This is a genomic window from Bradyrhizobium sp. AUGA SZCCT0105 (assembly GCF_018129565.1).
GTDB lineage: Bacteria > Pseudomonadota > Alphaproteobacteria > Rhizobiales > Xanthobacteraceae > Bradyrhizobium.
In genome coordinates, this window is sequence record NZ_JAFCMK010000002.1 from 1,193,752 (window position 1) to 1,207,365 (window position 13,614).

11 protein-coding genes and 1 pseudogene are annotated in these 13,614 nt (G+C 66.5%); 1 reads left to right on the forward strand and 11 read right to left on the reverse strand.

The window, feature by feature from the left end; all coding sequences use genetic code 11:
• Positions 1 to 82: 82 nt before the first annotated feature.
• From ftsZ to murB, 6 genes and pseudogenes are all read right to left on the reverse strand, one after another.
• Positions 83 to 1,867, reverse strand: a complete 1,785-nt coding sequence (gene ftsZ / locus JQ573_RS14735; protein WP_212310540.1) for a cell division protein FtsZ — start codon at positions 1,865 to 1,867, stop codon at positions 83 to 85.
• Positions 1,868 to 1,956: 89 nt separating this feature from the next.
• Positions 1,957 to 3,273, reverse strand: coding sequence for a cell division protein FtsA (gene ftsA, locus JQ573_RS14740; RefSeq protein WP_212310541.1), 1,317 nt, complete (start codon positions 3,271 to 3,273; stop codon positions 1,957 to 1,959).
• Positions 3,270 to 4,277 carry a cell division protein FtsQ/DivIB gene (locus tag JQ573_RS14745; protein WP_212310542.1) on the reverse strand — a complete coding sequence of 336 codons (1,008 nt, stop codon included), beginning with the start codon at positions 4,275 to 4,277 and terminating at the stop codon, positions 3,270 to 3,272. Before JQ573_RS14745 ends, ftsA begins: the two co-directional genes overlap by 4 nt.
• A pseudogene (locus JQ573_RS40185) lies at positions 4,217 to 4,485 on the reverse strand (hypothetical protein); the annotation flags it as partial. The pseudogene JQ573_RS40185 and the gene JQ573_RS14745, both read right to left, overlap by 61 nt.
• 125 nt (positions 4,486 to 4,610) lie before the next feature.
• Positions 4,611 to 5,597, reverse strand: a complete 987-nt coding sequence (locus JQ573_RS14750) for a D-alanine--D-alanine ligase (RefSeq protein ID WP_212310543.1) — start codon at positions 5,595 to 5,597, stop codon at positions 4,611 to 4,613.
• On the reverse strand, positions 5,597 to 6,514 hold the full coding sequence (gene murB / locus JQ573_RS14755) for a UDP-N-acetylmuramate dehydrogenase (protein ID WP_212310544.1): 918 nt from the start codon (positions 6,512 to 6,514) through the stop codon (positions 5,597 to 5,599). Before murB ends, JQ573_RS14750 begins: the two co-directional genes overlap by 1 nt.
• Positions 6,515 to 6,534: 20 nt before the next feature.
• Here murB and JQ573_RS14760 point away from each other — a divergent pair, with 20 nt between their 5' ends.
• Positions 6,535 to 6,870 (forward strand): GIY-YIG nuclease family protein, encoded by a 336-nt coding sequence (locus tag JQ573_RS14760; RefSeq protein WP_212310545.1) that lies wholly within the window; start codon positions 6,535 to 6,537, stop codon positions 6,868 to 6,870.
• A gap of 56 nt (positions 6,871 to 6,926) precedes the next feature.
• On the opposite strand, the gene murC is transcribed toward JQ573_RS14760, so the two are convergent.
• The 5 genes from murC to murD all read right to left on the reverse strand — a co-directional run bounded on the left by murC (position 6,927) and on the right by murD (position 13,576).
• Positions 6,927 to 8,330 (reverse strand): UDP-N-acetylmuramate--L-alanine ligase, encoded by a 1,404-nt coding sequence (murC, locus tag JQ573_RS14765; RefSeq protein WP_212310546.1) that lies wholly within the window; start codon positions 8,328 to 8,330, stop codon positions 6,927 to 6,929.
• Positions 8,331 to 8,517: 187 nt separating this feature from the next.
• On the reverse strand, positions 8,518 to 9,348 hold the full coding sequence (locus JQ573_RS14770) for a class I SAM-dependent methyltransferase (RefSeq protein WP_212310547.1): 831 nt from the start codon (positions 9,346 to 9,348) through the stop codon (positions 8,518 to 8,520).
• A 37-nt stretch (positions 9,349 to 9,385) separates the two neighbouring features.
• Positions 9,386 to 10,486, reverse strand: a complete 1,101-nt coding sequence (gene murG, locus JQ573_RS14775; protein ID WP_212310548.1) for an undecaprenyldiphospho-muramoylpentapeptide beta-N-acetylglucosaminyltransferase — start codon at positions 10,484 to 10,486, stop codon at positions 9,386 to 9,388.
• A 104-nt stretch (positions 10,487 to 10,590) separates the two neighbouring features.
• Entirely contained in the window at positions 10,591 to 11,742 is a 1,152-nt protein-coding gene (gene ftsW, locus JQ573_RS14780; protein ID WP_212310549.1) for a putative lipid II flippase FtsW, read from the reverse strand.
• A 433-nt stretch (positions 11,743 to 12,175) separates the two neighbouring features.
• A complete protein-coding gene (murD, locus tag JQ573_RS14785) occupies positions 12,176 to 13,576 on the reverse strand; it encodes a UDP-N-acetylmuramoyl-L-alanine--D-glutamate ligase (RefSeq protein WP_212310550.1) in 1,401 nt (466 codons plus the stop codon).
• Between the last annotated feature and the right edge of the window lie 38 nt (positions 13,577 to 13,614).

Genomic DNA, 13,614 nt, shown 5'->3' on the forward strand with positions numbered 1-13,614 from the left:
TGCAACTGCCTTCCCGCCAAAAGGAGAAGGCCCCGGCGGTTCCCCGCCGAGGCCTTCTTCGTCGCCAAGGTTGTAACAAACTTCAGTTTGCCTGCCGGCGCAGGAAGGCCGGGATATCAAGATGGTCGTCACCCTGTGGCGCCGGGGCAACAGGCGCCTGGCGGCCATGGGCGTCCAATCCCTGCGGTGCCGGGCGCTTCGCATATTCCGATACCGGCGATTCGTTCGCCGAGATCTGCTGGGCGACGCTGCGGGCCGGCTTGCGGTCGGGCAGCGGTGGCATCGTCGGCATCGCAGGACCCGAGGCACGGGCCGCGATCGGCGGCTCGGTCTCTTCGTCGCGGCGGCCGAGGCCGACATTGGCCAGCCGCTGCAGCAGCGACAGCCGGGTCTTCTGCGGGTGCTCCGCCTCGCCGTCACCGCTGGCCTGGCGGATCTCGGCCTGCGCCGGCATCGGCAGATCCTCGAACTTCGGCATCCGCGGGGCACGGACCGGCGACCGCTCCGCCGCCTGCGGGATGAAGGTCTCGGGCGGCATCGGCTCGTGCTGCTCGGCGCGGGCCGCCTCGTGGTCCGGGAACAACGTCGGCTTCTGGGCGATCGGGCGCACGGTGACGTCACCGTACGACCCCGGCTGCATCGGCGCCTGAGCCGGTGCGCTGTCCGGGGCAACCGCGGCAGCGATTGCCGCGAGCGCGGCGCGCTCGACGGCCGGACGCTGCTGGGCTGCGGCGGCAGCTGCAATCGGAGCAACCGTCACGCCGGTCGGCGGTTCCAGCTTCTGGGCGCGCTCGGCCATGCGCTGATTGTCGGCACGCAGGCGAGCGGTCAGATCGGCCAGCCGGCTCTCGGGCGAGCCGCCCGGCTGCTGCGCGGGAGCCTGGGCACGGGAAGCGATCGCGGCCTGCTCGATACCGGTTGCGACCACCGAGACGCGAATGACGCCGTCGAGCGATTCGTCGAAGGTGGCGCCGACGATGATGTTGGCGTCGGCATCGACTTCTTCGCGGATGCGGGTTGCGGCTTCGTCGACCTCGAACAAAGTGAGGTCCTTACCGCCCGTGATCGAGATCAGCAGGCCGCGGGCGCCCTTCATCGAGCTATCGTCGATCAGTGGGTTGGCGATCGCAGCTTCGGCGGCGGTCAGCGCGCGCTTCTCGCCGGTGGCCTCGCCGGTGCCCATCATCGCCTTGCCCATTTCCCGCATCACGGCGCGGACGTCGGCGAAGTCGAGGTTGATCAGGCCTTCCTTGACCATCAGGTCGGTGATGCAGGCGACGCCCGAGTACAGCACCTGGTCGGCCATCGCGAACGCGTCGGCGAAGGTGGTCTTCTCGTTGGCGACCCGGAACAGGTTCTGGTTCGGGATGATCAGCAGCGTGTCGACCACCTTGTGGAGCTCGGAGATACCGTGCTCGGCGGTGCGCATGCGGCGCTGACCCTCGAAGTGGAACGGCTTCGTCACCACGCCGACGGTGAGGATTCCCATCTCGCGGGCAGCCTTGGCGATCACGGGCGCAGCCCCGGTGCCGGTGCCGCCGCCCATGCCGGCGGTGACGAACACCATGTTGGCGCCGGTCAGGTGATCGCGCAGCTCGTCCATCACCTCCTGCGCGGCCGCAGCACCGACATCGGGCTGCGATCCGGCGCCGAGGCCCTGGGTGACCTGGGTGCCCATCTGGATGATGCGCTGCGCCTTCGACATGGTCAGCGCCTGCGCGTCGGTGTTGGCGACGACGAAGTCGACGCCCTGCAACCCGGCGGTGATCATGTTGTTGACGGCATTACCACCCGCGCCGCCGACGCCGAAGACGGTGATCCGCGGTTTCAGCTCGCTGATGTCAGGGGGTGTCAGATTGAGTGCCATGGTTGCCTCTCTCGATTATGCGCGCGTTGGTTCGTCCCGGCCGCTGGCCGCAGGAGCTGGTGAAAATGCAATGAGCCGGGGTGTGGTCATCAGAAGCCCTCGCGAAGCCATCGTCCGACCCTTCCGAAGTAACCGTCTGTCCCTGTCCTGAGCTGCCGCGTACGCCGCGGTTCGACATGTTCAAGATGTGCGTATTGCGGATAGACCAGGAGGCCCGTCGGCACCGAGAACGAGGCGCCCTTCGCCTCGTTCGGCAACCGGCCGAAGCCGAGCGGGCGGCCGATGCGGACCTGACGGTTCAGGATACGGGTGGCGAGCTCGACGGTGCCGGTGAGCTGCGACGCGCCGCCGCTCAGCACGACGCGCGCCCTCGGCTCTGCCGCAAAGGGAGAATCCGCGAGCCGGTCACGGACCATTTCGAAAATCTCCTCGGCGCGATGCCGGACAATGTTGGCGATCGTGGCGCGGGACACGATTTGCGGAGTCTCCCGATCATCGCCTGCAGTGGGAACGGACATCAGCTCGCGCGAGTCCGAACCGCCGGTCAGCACCGTGCCGTATAAAGTCTTGATTCGCTCGGCATCCGCAATGCACGCGCCGATGCCGCGCGCAAGATCCATCGTGATGTGTTGCCCGCCGAGCGCAAATCCGGATGCGTGCACGAGGCGGCCGCCGGAATAGGTCGCGATCGTCGTCGAGCCCGCGCCCATCTCGACGACGGCAGCGCCGAGATCGGCCTCGTCATCGGTCAGGACCGACAGGCCCGCGACATAGGGGCTCGACGCCATGGCTTCGACGTTGAGATGGCAGCGCTCGACCACCAGCATCAGGTTCTTGGCGACCGTCGCGTCGGACGTCACCACGTTCATGTCGACGCCGAACTGGCGCGCCACCATGCCCCTGGGATCGCGGATGCCCTTGACGCCGTCGAGCGCGTAGCCGACCGGCAGCGCGTGCAGGACGGTGCGGCCGGCGCCGGCGGCGTGGCGCATGCCGGCCGAAGTGACGCGGCTGATATCGTCCGCGGTCACCGAGCCGCCGTGGATATCGGCCGCGGCTTCAACCAGTTGGCCATGCAGCCTGCCGCCGGAAACCGACAGCAGGACGGATTCGACACGGACCTTGGCCATGCGCTCGGCCAGCGCCACGGCATGGCGCACCGCCTTCTCGCATTCGGCGAGATCGACGACGGAGCCGGCCTTGACGCCGCGCGACTGGATCTGGCTGTAGCCGATCAATTCGACCGCATGGGTGCGGCCGCGCAACGCCTCGTTCGGCGGCGACGGCCTGAGCCGCGCGATCATGCAGGCGATCTTGCTGGAGCCGACGTCGAGCGAAGCCACCATCGCGGTGCGCTTCTGCATCGGGCGGGTCTTCGGGGTCAAATTGCGATCGAGGCCGGTCATGCGGAATCACCGGCCTTCTTCTTGGACTTCTTGTCCTTGAACAGCTCGTCGCGCGCCTTGCCGGCTTCCTCGGACAATTGCACGATCAGCCGATCGGGCAGGCGCATGTCGACGGCGACGATGTCGCGCGAGAACAGCTTCTCGTCCTTGTCGAGCCTGGAGAGCGCGGCCAGCGCGTTGCCGACGTCGTTCTCCGGCAGGCGGACGTCGAGGCCGTCCTTGAGGCGCAGGTTCCAGCGCCGCTCGCCGACGAAGATCGCAGCCTTGGTCACCGAGCGCACCTGCGGATAACGGTCGAGCAGCGCCAGGAAGTCCTGGGCGCGGGTGTCCGCGCCCTTGCCCACCACCAGCGGCAGATTGAGGAAGCGGCGCGACACGTAGGGCTCGAGCACCGCGCCGTCGGAGGCGATCACCGACAGGCGGCCGTTCTGCTGCCACAGCGCGAAGGCGGTGCGCTCGACGATGTCGATCTGCAGCCGGCCCGGATAGAGCTTGAGGATCGTGGCGTCGGCGATCCAGGGATTGGCCTTCAGCTTGGCGCGCACGGTGTCGGCGTCGAGGAATAGCAGCGAGGAGCGGCCGTTGACGCCGCCGATCGCAAGCACCTCATCCTGGCTCAGCTGCTTGCGGCCGTTGATGCCGACGGTGGTGATGCGGAAGCCCGCGGAATTGGCCAGCGCATTGCGGGTGTCGCTCAGCGCCGTGGTGAACTCCTCGAGATGGCCGCCCCGGACGATGCCGAAGCCCAGGCTGCCGAACAGGATCGCGAGCGTCGCGACCAAGCCGATGCGGCGCGGCAGATAGCGTTCGACCATCAGGATGTAGCGGTTCGGCGGCTCGCGATCGATCATCTGCGGCGGCCTGGCGGGACGCCGGCGGCGACGCGCGAGATGGGCGCCGACATACTCGCGCATCAGCATTGCCGCTCCAATAGCGGCTGCTTTCAGGTCAGCTTGAGGCCCCAGCGATCGCAGCGATCGGGTGAGGCGTCCTGCACCATCCATTGCACGAGCTCGTCACATGTTGCGCCCGCAAACCCTGCGGGGTCCCGGCACAAATCACGTCTCGGCTAGACCGGTGGGATTAGAGAGGCCCCCTGTTCCCTGGTTGCGATCCTCGAAGCGGTAATCCGCGACAGCTCACGCCCCGGCAGCCAAGCGCTACATGCGCCGCCAGCGTTAACCTTCGGGCTTCCTGGTAAACAAATGGTAAAGGAGTTCAGCCTGGAGTGTATTTTGATCAACGCTCTGAATACTTTGCCGCGAACCCGTTAGCATTTTAGCAACAGCGTCCGGGTTCCATCCGGCCGAGTCGGGCGGGTTCCCGCCCGGTTGGCCTTAACTCCTGGCGCGGCGGCGGCCGAGCTCGATCTGGTCACGCAGGAAGTCGGCAAAGGCGATGCCCTGTGCTTTCAAGGCCTTAGGGTAAAGTGATGCCGCGGTGAGGCCGGGCAGCGTGTTGGTCTCGAGGTAGACCGGGCCATTGGCCGACACGATGAAATCGCTGCGCGAATAGCCGGTGCAGGACAATGCGCGGTGCGCCCGCAGCGCATGGTCCATGATCGCGGCGCTGACCTCGGGCGCGAAACGGCCGGGGCAGATCTCCTGGGTCGACTTCAGAAGGTATTTGGCTGTGTAGTCGAAGCCCCCCTCCGCCGGCACGATCTCGATCGGCGGCAGCGCGAACACCGTGCCGTCGGATTGCTCGAGCACGCCGCAGGTCGCCTCGACGCCCGACACGAACGGCTCGATCAGATAGTCTTCGTGCTTGGCGGCATTGCGGACCGCGACAAGGTCCTGCTGTGCGTTGACGAAGATCAGCCCGTAGCTCGATCCGTCCTTGGCGGGCTTTGCGATCAGCCTGCCGTGCTGGGCGAACGCCTCATCGAGCTGTGCGACCGATATGCCCTGTGGCGCGTTGAGGCCTGCGATCGCGGCGAAGCGCTTCGCCGATGGCTTATCGAACGCCAAATGCGACGACGCCGAGCCGGAGCCGGTGAACGCGACGCCGCGCATCTCGCACATTGCCTGCAATTCGCCGTTCTCGGCGCGGCCACCGTGCAGGCCGAGCACCAGCACGCGCTGCTCGGCACTGGCTTTGTCGAGTGCCCGGTCGAGCGCGATGCCGCGACCATCGGGCTTGAAGTCGACCTCGAAGGGCCGCGTGTGGCCGAGCAGCTGTTCGGACGTCACCGCGTGCACGGTGTCGTCGACGTCCCAGAACCAGAGCTCCGCGTCGGGCAGCGCGCGGTGCAGCGCCTGCGCGCTCGCCACCGAGACCAGCCGCTCCTTGTTGGTGCCGCCGAACAGAATGGTCACCTGCATCAGCTTTTCCCGATCCGCTTGATTTCCCAGTGCAGCTCAATTCCGCTGGTCTGCTTGACCCGCTCGCGCACCGTCTCGCCGAGGGTCTCGATGTCATGCCCGGTGGCATTGCCGGTGTTGATCAGGAAATTGCAGTGCATCTCCGACACCTGTGCGCCGCCGACCTTGAGGCCGCGGCAACCGGCGGCGTCGATCAGCTTCCAGGCGCTGTTGCCGGGCGGATTCTTGAAGGTCGAGCCGCCGGTCTTCTCGCGGATCGGCTGCGCGGTCTCGCGATGGGCCTGCACCTCGTTCATGCGGGTGCGGATCGCCTCAGTATCGGTGATCCTGCCGCGGAAGCGCGCCGAGGTGAACACGATGGACGGATCGACGCCAGAGTTGCGATAGACGAACTTCATGTCGGCATTGCCGAACGTATGCTTCGTACCGTCGCGGCCAACGCCGGTGGCCTCGATCAGCACATCCTTGGTCTCGCCGCCATTGGCGCCGGCATTCATGCGCAGCGCGCCGCCGACCGTGCCGGGAATACCGAAGAAGAATTCCATGCCGCCGATGTTTGCAGCAGCCGCCGTCTCGGCGACGCGCTTGTCGAGCGCCGCGGCGCCGGCGGTGACGACATCGCCGGCTGCACTGGTTTCGCCAAAGGTGCGCGGCGCCAGTCGGATCACGACACCGGGCATGCCGCCGTCGCGCACGATCAGATTGGAGCCGACGCCGACGACATAGACCGGCAACTCCTGCGGCAGCCGCTTCAGGAAATAAGCCAGATCATCCTCATCCGCTGGCGTGAACAGCACCTGCGCCGGACCGCCGACACGAAACCAGGTCAGCTCCGCCAGCGACTGGTTCGCCAGCAGCCGCCCGCGCAGCTCCGGCATCGCGGTTTTCAGGTCGGGCGTGATGTCGGGGAAGGTCATGCGTGACCTCTCCGTCCGTCATGGCCGGGCTTGTCCCGGCCATCCACGTCTTGCAGTATCTCCACATGGCAGGGGGATACGTCTATTTTCTGACCAACCGACCGAACGGCGTGCTCTATGTCGGCGTAACGAGCGATCTCGTCCGCCGGATATTCGAGCATCGTTCTGGATTCGTCGATGGATTCACCAAGCGCTACGGCTTGAAGCGGCTGGTTTACTTCGAGCAATTCGACGACATCCGCGCCGCTATCCAGCGTGAACACACCATCAAGCATTGGCCACGCGCTTGGAAGGTTCGCGCAATCATCGCAGCGAATCCGAACTGGGACGACCTGTACGACACGATAGTGCGGTGAAGACGTGGATGGCCGGGACAAGCCCGGCCATGACGTGGTGAGATACGAGGCCTCCATCACCCCAGCGCCTTCAATTCGTCGGGCAGTGCGTAGGCCCATTGCGTGATGTTGCCGGCGCCGAGGCAGACGACGAGGTCGCCGGACTTGGCGAGGCCGTGAACAATCTTCGCGAGCTCGCCGGCGTTCGGCAGCGGGACGACGTTGCGATGGCCGTGGGCGCGCAGGCCGGCGGCGAAATGGTCGCGGTCGATGCCTGCGATCGGTGCTTCGCCGGCCGGATAGACCTCCGCGACCACGACCGCATCGGCATCGTTGAAGCAGGTGCAGAATTCCTCGAACAAGGATTGCAGGCGGGTGTAGCGATGCGGCTGCACCACGGCGACGATCTTGCCGTTGGTGGATTCCCGCGCCGCCTTCAGCACGGCCGCGATCTCGACCGGATGATGACCGTAGTCGTCGATCACGGTGATGCCGTTCGTCTCGCCGGTCTTGGTGAAACGCCGCTTGACGCCACCGAAGCCCGCCATGGCCTGGCGGATCACGTCATCGGACACGCCGAGCTGATGCGCGACCGCGATCGCCGCCGTCGCGTTCGACGCGTTGTGGCGCCCCGGCATCGGCAGCATGATGTCAGCGATCTCGTGCGTCGCGCCCGACTTGCGATCGCGGATCGCGACCTTGAATTTCGAGCCGCCGCCCATCGGCGTCAGATCCAGGAGCTGCGCATCGGCCTGCGGATTCTGGCCGTAGGTGACGATGCGGCGGTCCTCGATCTTGCCGACGAGGGCCTGCACCACCGGATGATCGGTGCACATCACGGCAAAGCCATAGAACGGAACGTTCTCGACGAAATTGCGGAACGCGTCCTGGATCGCCTCGAAGGTCTTGAAGTGATCGAGATGCTCGGGATCGATATTGGTGACGATGACGACATCGGACGGCAGCTTCAGGAACGTGCCGTCGCTCTCGTCGGCCTCGACCACCATCCAGTCGCCTCCCCCGAGCCGCGCATTGGAGCCATAGGCATTGATGATGCCGCCATTGATCACGGTCGGATCGAGCCCGCCGGCGTCGAGCAAGGTCGCCACCATCGTGGTCGTGGTGGTCTTGCCATGGGTGCCGGCGATCGCGACGCAGCTCTTCAGCCGCATCAATTCCGCTAGCATCTCGGCGCGCCGCACCACCGGAATGCGCCGCGCGCGCGCCGCCATCAGCTCGAGATTGTCGCGCTTGATCGCAGTCGAGACCACGACGACATCGGCGCCATCGACATTCTCGGCGGTGTGGCCGACCGAGATCTTGGCGCCCTTCTTGCGCAGCCGGTCGAGGTTGTAATTGTCCGACGCGTCGGAGCCCTGCACGGTATAGCCGAGATTGATCAGCACCTCGGCGATGCCGCTCATGCCGATGCCGCCGATCCCGACGAAGTGAATGGGTCCGATCTCGCGCGGCAGTCTCATGATCCGGTTCCTGATATCATCGTCCGTGCGCGCCTCACAATGGTCGCACTGAGTACTGGATGCCCCGCTTTTCCCATGCGTGACAAGGGCTTTTTCCACCCCGCAGCCGCGGAAATGTCGCTGTTGTCAGCTACCGGCCGGTGCTGGTGATCTGACGTCACAGACATCTCCATCTCGGCCCCGGCGGCTACGCCGCTCCCGGCCGCACGGCGAACTCATCCTGCATCTCGATGACGCGAAGATAATTGCGCAGGCGGTTGGTCTCGAGCGCGCGCAGCAGCTTGTTCTGGTGATAGGGCAGCACGAGCTCGGCGAGCTGTGCACTCCAGGCAGCGTTCATGTCGAACAGCACGCCGAGGCCGAACACGGCGGGGATCTCGGCGAAGCCGAACTCCCTGCGCTGCGCCAGCTCTTCAGCCAGGAAGTCATCGATCGCGGTCATCACGCCATTGCGCGCACCGCCGGCGGCGTTCGCGAATGCGGCGAAGCCGGCGCCGCGAAATCCACGCCCCTCGACCAGCAGCGGGCGATCCAGCGTGGCACCGGCGTTGAAACTGTGCGGGTGACGAAACTCGGCGGGAATCTGGCTTGGCGCGTAATACATGTCGCGGCGCCCGCAGGGCCAGCCGACATCGTGGAGGAAGACCAGTACGGGCTTGCCGGCACGGCGGCTGATCGCCTCGATCTGCCGGAGCTCGTGATACACGGTGTACCAATTGTGGTCGCCGTCGACGATCCAGGCGTCGGCGGCATCAAGTTCGCCGAACGCATCGAGGCTGGTCTTCGCGACGTGACGCACATCCGGATTGGCGCTCACCCAATCGAGGAATTCGCGCTTCGGCGCCGGATCGACGCTGGTGAACTGGCCGCCGCGGGCCCGGCAGTGATTGGCGAGCAGCGCCGACATGCCGCCATACTCCGCACCGATCTCGACGATGTCTTGCGCATCCGAAAGGCGCAGCGCTTCGAGGATCAGGTCCGAGAATTCCGAGACGGAGTGGATCAAAAGACCCGTCATGATCTAGTCTCCCCCGACGTCCTGCCGGATTGGCGCATCAAATCCCGGCCACTTTCGCGACCAGATCGGCCAGCCGCTCGGCGGCATCGAGCCGGCCGACACTGCGCGCAGCGTCCGCCATCACAGTCAGTCGCTCGGGCTCGGCGGCGAAGGCCGAGATCTCGGCGGCGAGCCGTTCCGGCGTGAAGTCGCCCTGCGTGATGCGCAGCGCGCCGTTCGCCTGCGACAGCACGCCGGCATTGGCGAACTGGTCTTGATCGATCGCGCCCGGCAGCGGCACCAGGATCGAGGGCCGGCCGATCGCGGCGAGCTCGGCGACGGTACCGGCACCGGAACGCGAGATCACGAGCTGGCTCGAGGCCAGCCGTGCCGGCAGGTCAGCGAAGAACGGCGCGAGCTCGGCATCGATCTTGAGCCGGTCATAGACCGCGCGCACCCGCGCCATGTCCTCTTCGCGCACCTGCTGGGTGATGATCAGCCGGCTCCACAGCGCGGGCGCGAGCTTCTCGATCGCCGGCGGCACGATGTCGCTCATCACCCGCGCGCCCTGGCTGCCGCCGACGACCAGCAGGCGCAGCGGCCCGTTCACCTCGGGCGGGGTGTATTTCACCGCGGCGGCGGCGAGGATCGCCGGCCGCATCGGCGTGCCGACGGTGGTGGCCTTGCCGGCGAGCGCGGGATCGCGGTCGAGCACGCCGGGCAGCGAGGTCGCGATCGCATTGACGCGGCCGGAGAGGAAACGGTTGGCGCGGCCGAGCACCGCGTTGGCATCATGGATGATGCCGGGAACGCCGAGCATCCGCGCCGCGATCAGCGGTGGCAAGGTCGGGTAACCGCCGAAGCCGACGACGGCCGACGGCTTCAGCCGGCGCACCACATTGGCGGCGACCAGCGTGCCGTAGCCGAGCATCAGCACCGTCCGCGCCAGCGAGATCGGATTGCGGCTGCGCACGGTCGCGCTCGGCACGAGCTCGATGCTCTCCCTGCCGAACAGGCCGGAGTAGCGCAGCGCGCGGCCGTCGGTCGCCAGCCGTACCCGCAGGCCGCGCCTGATCAGTTCCACGGCGAGTGCTTCGGCCGGGAACAGATGGCCGCCGGTGCCACCGGCCGCCAGCAGAATCAGGGGGGACTCAGCCATGGCAACAATTTATACCGTCATTGCGAGCGAAGCGACTTGTCCGCCGAAGCCTTGGCGAAGGCGGAAGCAATCCATGGCGCTCCCCGCAATGACGATGGGAAGCCTCATGCGTAGGCGCGCCGGGCGCTGGCGCCTTCCATCGATTCGATCTCGGTACGCGGCCGCTGCCGCGTCAGCGCCAGCATCATGCCGACGCCATAGGCGAGCGAGACGAACGAGGAGCCGCCATAGGAGATGAACGGCAGCGTCATGCCCTTGGCCGGGATCAGTTGCAGATTAACCGCCATGTTGATGGTCGCCTGCACGCCGAACAGGATCGCAAGCCCCGACGCGGCGAAGCGCGAGAACATGTCCTCGGTGGCATAGGCGCGGGTCAGCGTTCGGATCACGATGAAGCCGAACAGCGCGACCAGCATCAGGCAGAGGATGATGCCGAATTCTTCCGCCGCGACCGCGAATACGAAGTCGGTGTGGCTGTCCGGCAGGCTGCGTTTGGCGATGCCCTCGCCCGGCCCGAGCCCGAACCAGCCGCCGTTCCAGAACGCTTCCATCGCGGTGTCGACCTGGAAGGTGTCGCCGGAGGCCGGATTCATGAAGCGCTTGATGCGGCCCGCAACGTGCGGCACCAGGAGATAGGCGCCGAACAGGCCGGCGCCGGCCGCACCGGCGAGCCCGAACACCCAGATCATCCGCATGCCCGCGATGAAGAACAGCGCGCCCCACACCGTGAGGATCAGCATGGTCTGGCCGAAGTCGGGCTCCATCACCAGCAGCGTGACCAGCGTCAACAGGAGGACCAGCGCCATCGAGGTCGCCGGCATCTCCGGCCGCTTGGTCGATTCCGCAAACAGCCAGGCCGCGACGATGACGAAGGCGGGTTTTGCGGCTTCGGAGGCCTGGATGTTGACGCCGAGCAGCGTGATCCAGCGCCGTGAGCCCTTGACCTCGGGCCCGATCAGCAGCGTCAGCACGATCAGCACGATCGACACCGCGAACACGACCAGCGCGGTGCGCCGGATCTGCCGCGGAGTCATGAACGACACCCCGATCAGCACGATCAGCGACGGCACCAGGAACATGACGTGGCGATTGAAGAAGTGGAACGGATCGAGCCCGATCCGGGTCGCAACCGGCGGGCTCGCCGCCAGCGACAGGATGACGCCGGCCAGCATCAACGCGGCGATCGCCACAAGCAGCAGCTTGTCGACGGTCCACCACCAATCCGAGAACGGGGTGCGTTGGTCACGGGCGAGCATGGGCGTCCCCAGATGGCAGAGATAACGTTCATTCGTGGCGCAGGATGGTTTCCAAGGGGTTAACGGGTTGGGTAACTTTTGAGGGAGGTGTTTGGGGGCTCGCGACACGTTCGGTGTCGTCATCCGGGCATGCAGAGCCTCACACACAACCGTCGTCCTGGCGAAAGCCAGGACCCATAAACACCGCTTTTGATTGTGAACGTGATCGCGGCCCCAGCGTGGCGCAACAATTGAGATTCGGGGTACTGGGTCCTGGCCTTCGCCAGGACGACACCGAGTGTGTTGTGTCGTACGTGAGGCACAAGTTCGTATTCTCGCGACATGAAGCGCCCAAGCTTGAGGTCTCGTTCCGCCCTCTTTCTTCCTGGGCATCGCGCAGCGATGCGCCCTCAGGTTCGCAATTGCGCACCGGGGAATGACGGCGAGATTGTGCCTACACCACCGGCTTCACGCCCGGCATCGCCTGGACGATGTCGCGGAAGGCGGTGCCGCGGATTTCGAAATTGCGGTACTGGTCGAACGACGCACACGCCGGCGACAGCAGCACGACGGCCTCTGCTAGCCCCGACGCCTCGGCATCGCGCGCGGCGCTGGCGATCGCGACGTCGAGCGTGCCGGACATCTCATGCGCGACTCGGTCACCGAGCGTGCCGGAGAATTCGGCCGCCGCCTCGCCGATCAGATAGGCCTTGCGGATGCGCGGGAAATAGCCGGTCAGGCCCGTGATGCCACCGGCCTTCGGCTTGCCGCCGGCGATCCAGTAGATGTCGGCGAACGACGACAGTGCGTGCGCGGCGGCATCCGCGTTGGTGCCCTTGGAGTCGTTGACGAACAGCACATTGCCGCGGCGGCCGACCTGCTCCATGCGATGCGCCAAGCCCGGGAAGCTGCGCAGGGCGTTCTGCAACACATCGGTCGCAATCCCCATCGCCAGCGCACAGGCCGAGGCGCAGGCTGCGTTCTGCGCATTGTGCAGGCCGCGCAGCGAACCGATGCCCCCTAACCGCGCGACCTCGCTGCGCGCCGCGCCGGAGGCGCGCACGATGGTCTCGTGCTCCACATAAAGACCGTCGGGCAGCGGGTTCTTCACGGAGATGCGCACCACGCGCTTGCCGGCGCGATCGAGCCGGTCGGCGATGTCGCGGCACCAGCCGTCGTCGACGCCGACGATCGCGGTGCCGCCCTCCTGCACCCCGGCAACCAGCCGCTCCTTGACCGCAGCGTAATGCGCCAGCGTGCCGTGGCGATCGATGTGGTCCTCGCTGATGTTGATCAGGATGCCGACCGAGGGATCGAGCGACGGCGCGAGGTCGATCTGGTAGGACGACATCTCGATGACATGGACGCGGCCCATCCGCGGCGGCTCCAGCGACAGGATCGCGGTGCCGATATTGCCGCCCATCTGGGTGTCGTAACCTGCCACCTTCATCAGATGCGCGATCAGCGCGGTCGTGGTCGACTTGCCGTTGGTGCCGGTGATGGCGACGAACGGCGCGTTCGGCGCGTGGCGGCGCCGCTCGCGGCAGAACAGTTCGACGTCGCCGATCACCTCGACGCCGGCCTCGCGCGCCTTCAGCACGCTCCAGTGCGGCGCCGGATGGGTCAGCGGCGCGCCGGGGGTCAGGATCAGCGCGGCAAAATTCGCCCACGAGACGGTGCGCAGATCAGCGGTGGTAAAACCGGCCTGCGCCGCCTTGGCGACGTTATCGGCACTGTCGTCGGCCGCGATCACCTCCGCGCCACCGGCCTTCAGCGCGTGGCAGCTCGCAAGCCCGGAGCCGCCGAGCCCGAACACCGCGACCGTCTTGCCCGAGAAGGAGGTGACGGGGATCATGATTGTCTCCCTGTCATTCCGGGGCGTGCGAAGCACGA

What these genes read in the sequence shown, in the direction of transcription:
- ftsZ (WP_212310540.1), bottom strand. Translation starts at nt 1,867, where the DNA reads ATGGCACTCAATCTGACACCCCCTGACATCAGCGAGCTGAAACCGCGG.
- ftsA (WP_212310541.1), bottom strand. Translation starts at nt 3,273, where the DNA reads ATGACCGGCCTCGATCGCAATTTGACCCCGAAGACCCGCCCGATGCAG.
- JQ573_RS14745 (WP_212310542.1), bottom strand. Translation starts at nt 4,277, where the DNA reads ATGGATGGTGCAGGACGCCTCACCCGATCGCTGCGATCGCTGGGGCCT.
- JQ573_RS14750 (WP_212310543.1), bottom strand. Translation starts at nt 5,597, where the DNA reads ATGCAGGTGACCATTCTGTTCGGCGGCACCAACAAGGAGCGGCTGGTC.
- murB (WP_212310544.1), bottom strand. Translation starts at nt 6,514, where the DNA reads ATGACCTTCCCCGACATCACGCCCGACCTGAAAACCGCGATGCCGGAG.
- JQ573_RS14760 (WP_212310545.1), top strand. Translation starts at nt 6,535, where the DNA reads ATGGCCGGGCTTGTCCCGGCCATCCACGTCTTGCAGTATCTCCACATG.
- murC (WP_212310546.1), bottom strand. Translation starts at nt 8,330, where the DNA reads ATGAGACTGCCGCGCGAGATCGGACCCATTCACTTCGTCGGGATCGGC.
- JQ573_RS14770 (WP_212310547.1), bottom strand. Translation starts at nt 9,348, where the DNA reads ATGACGGGTCTTTTGATCCACTCCGTCTCGGAATTCTCGGACCTGATC.
- murG (WP_212310548.1), bottom strand. Translation starts at nt 10,486, where the DNA reads ATGGCTGAGTCCCCCCTGATTCTGCTGGCGGCCGGTGGCACCGGCGGC.
- ftsW (WP_212310549.1), bottom strand. Translation starts at nt 11,742, where the DNA reads ATGCTCGCCCGTGACCAACGCACCCCGTTCTCGGATTGGTGGTGGACC.
- murD (WP_212310550.1), bottom strand. Translation starts at nt 13,576, where the DNA reads ATGATCCCCGTCACCTCCTTCTCGGGCAAGACGGTCGCGGTGTTCGGG.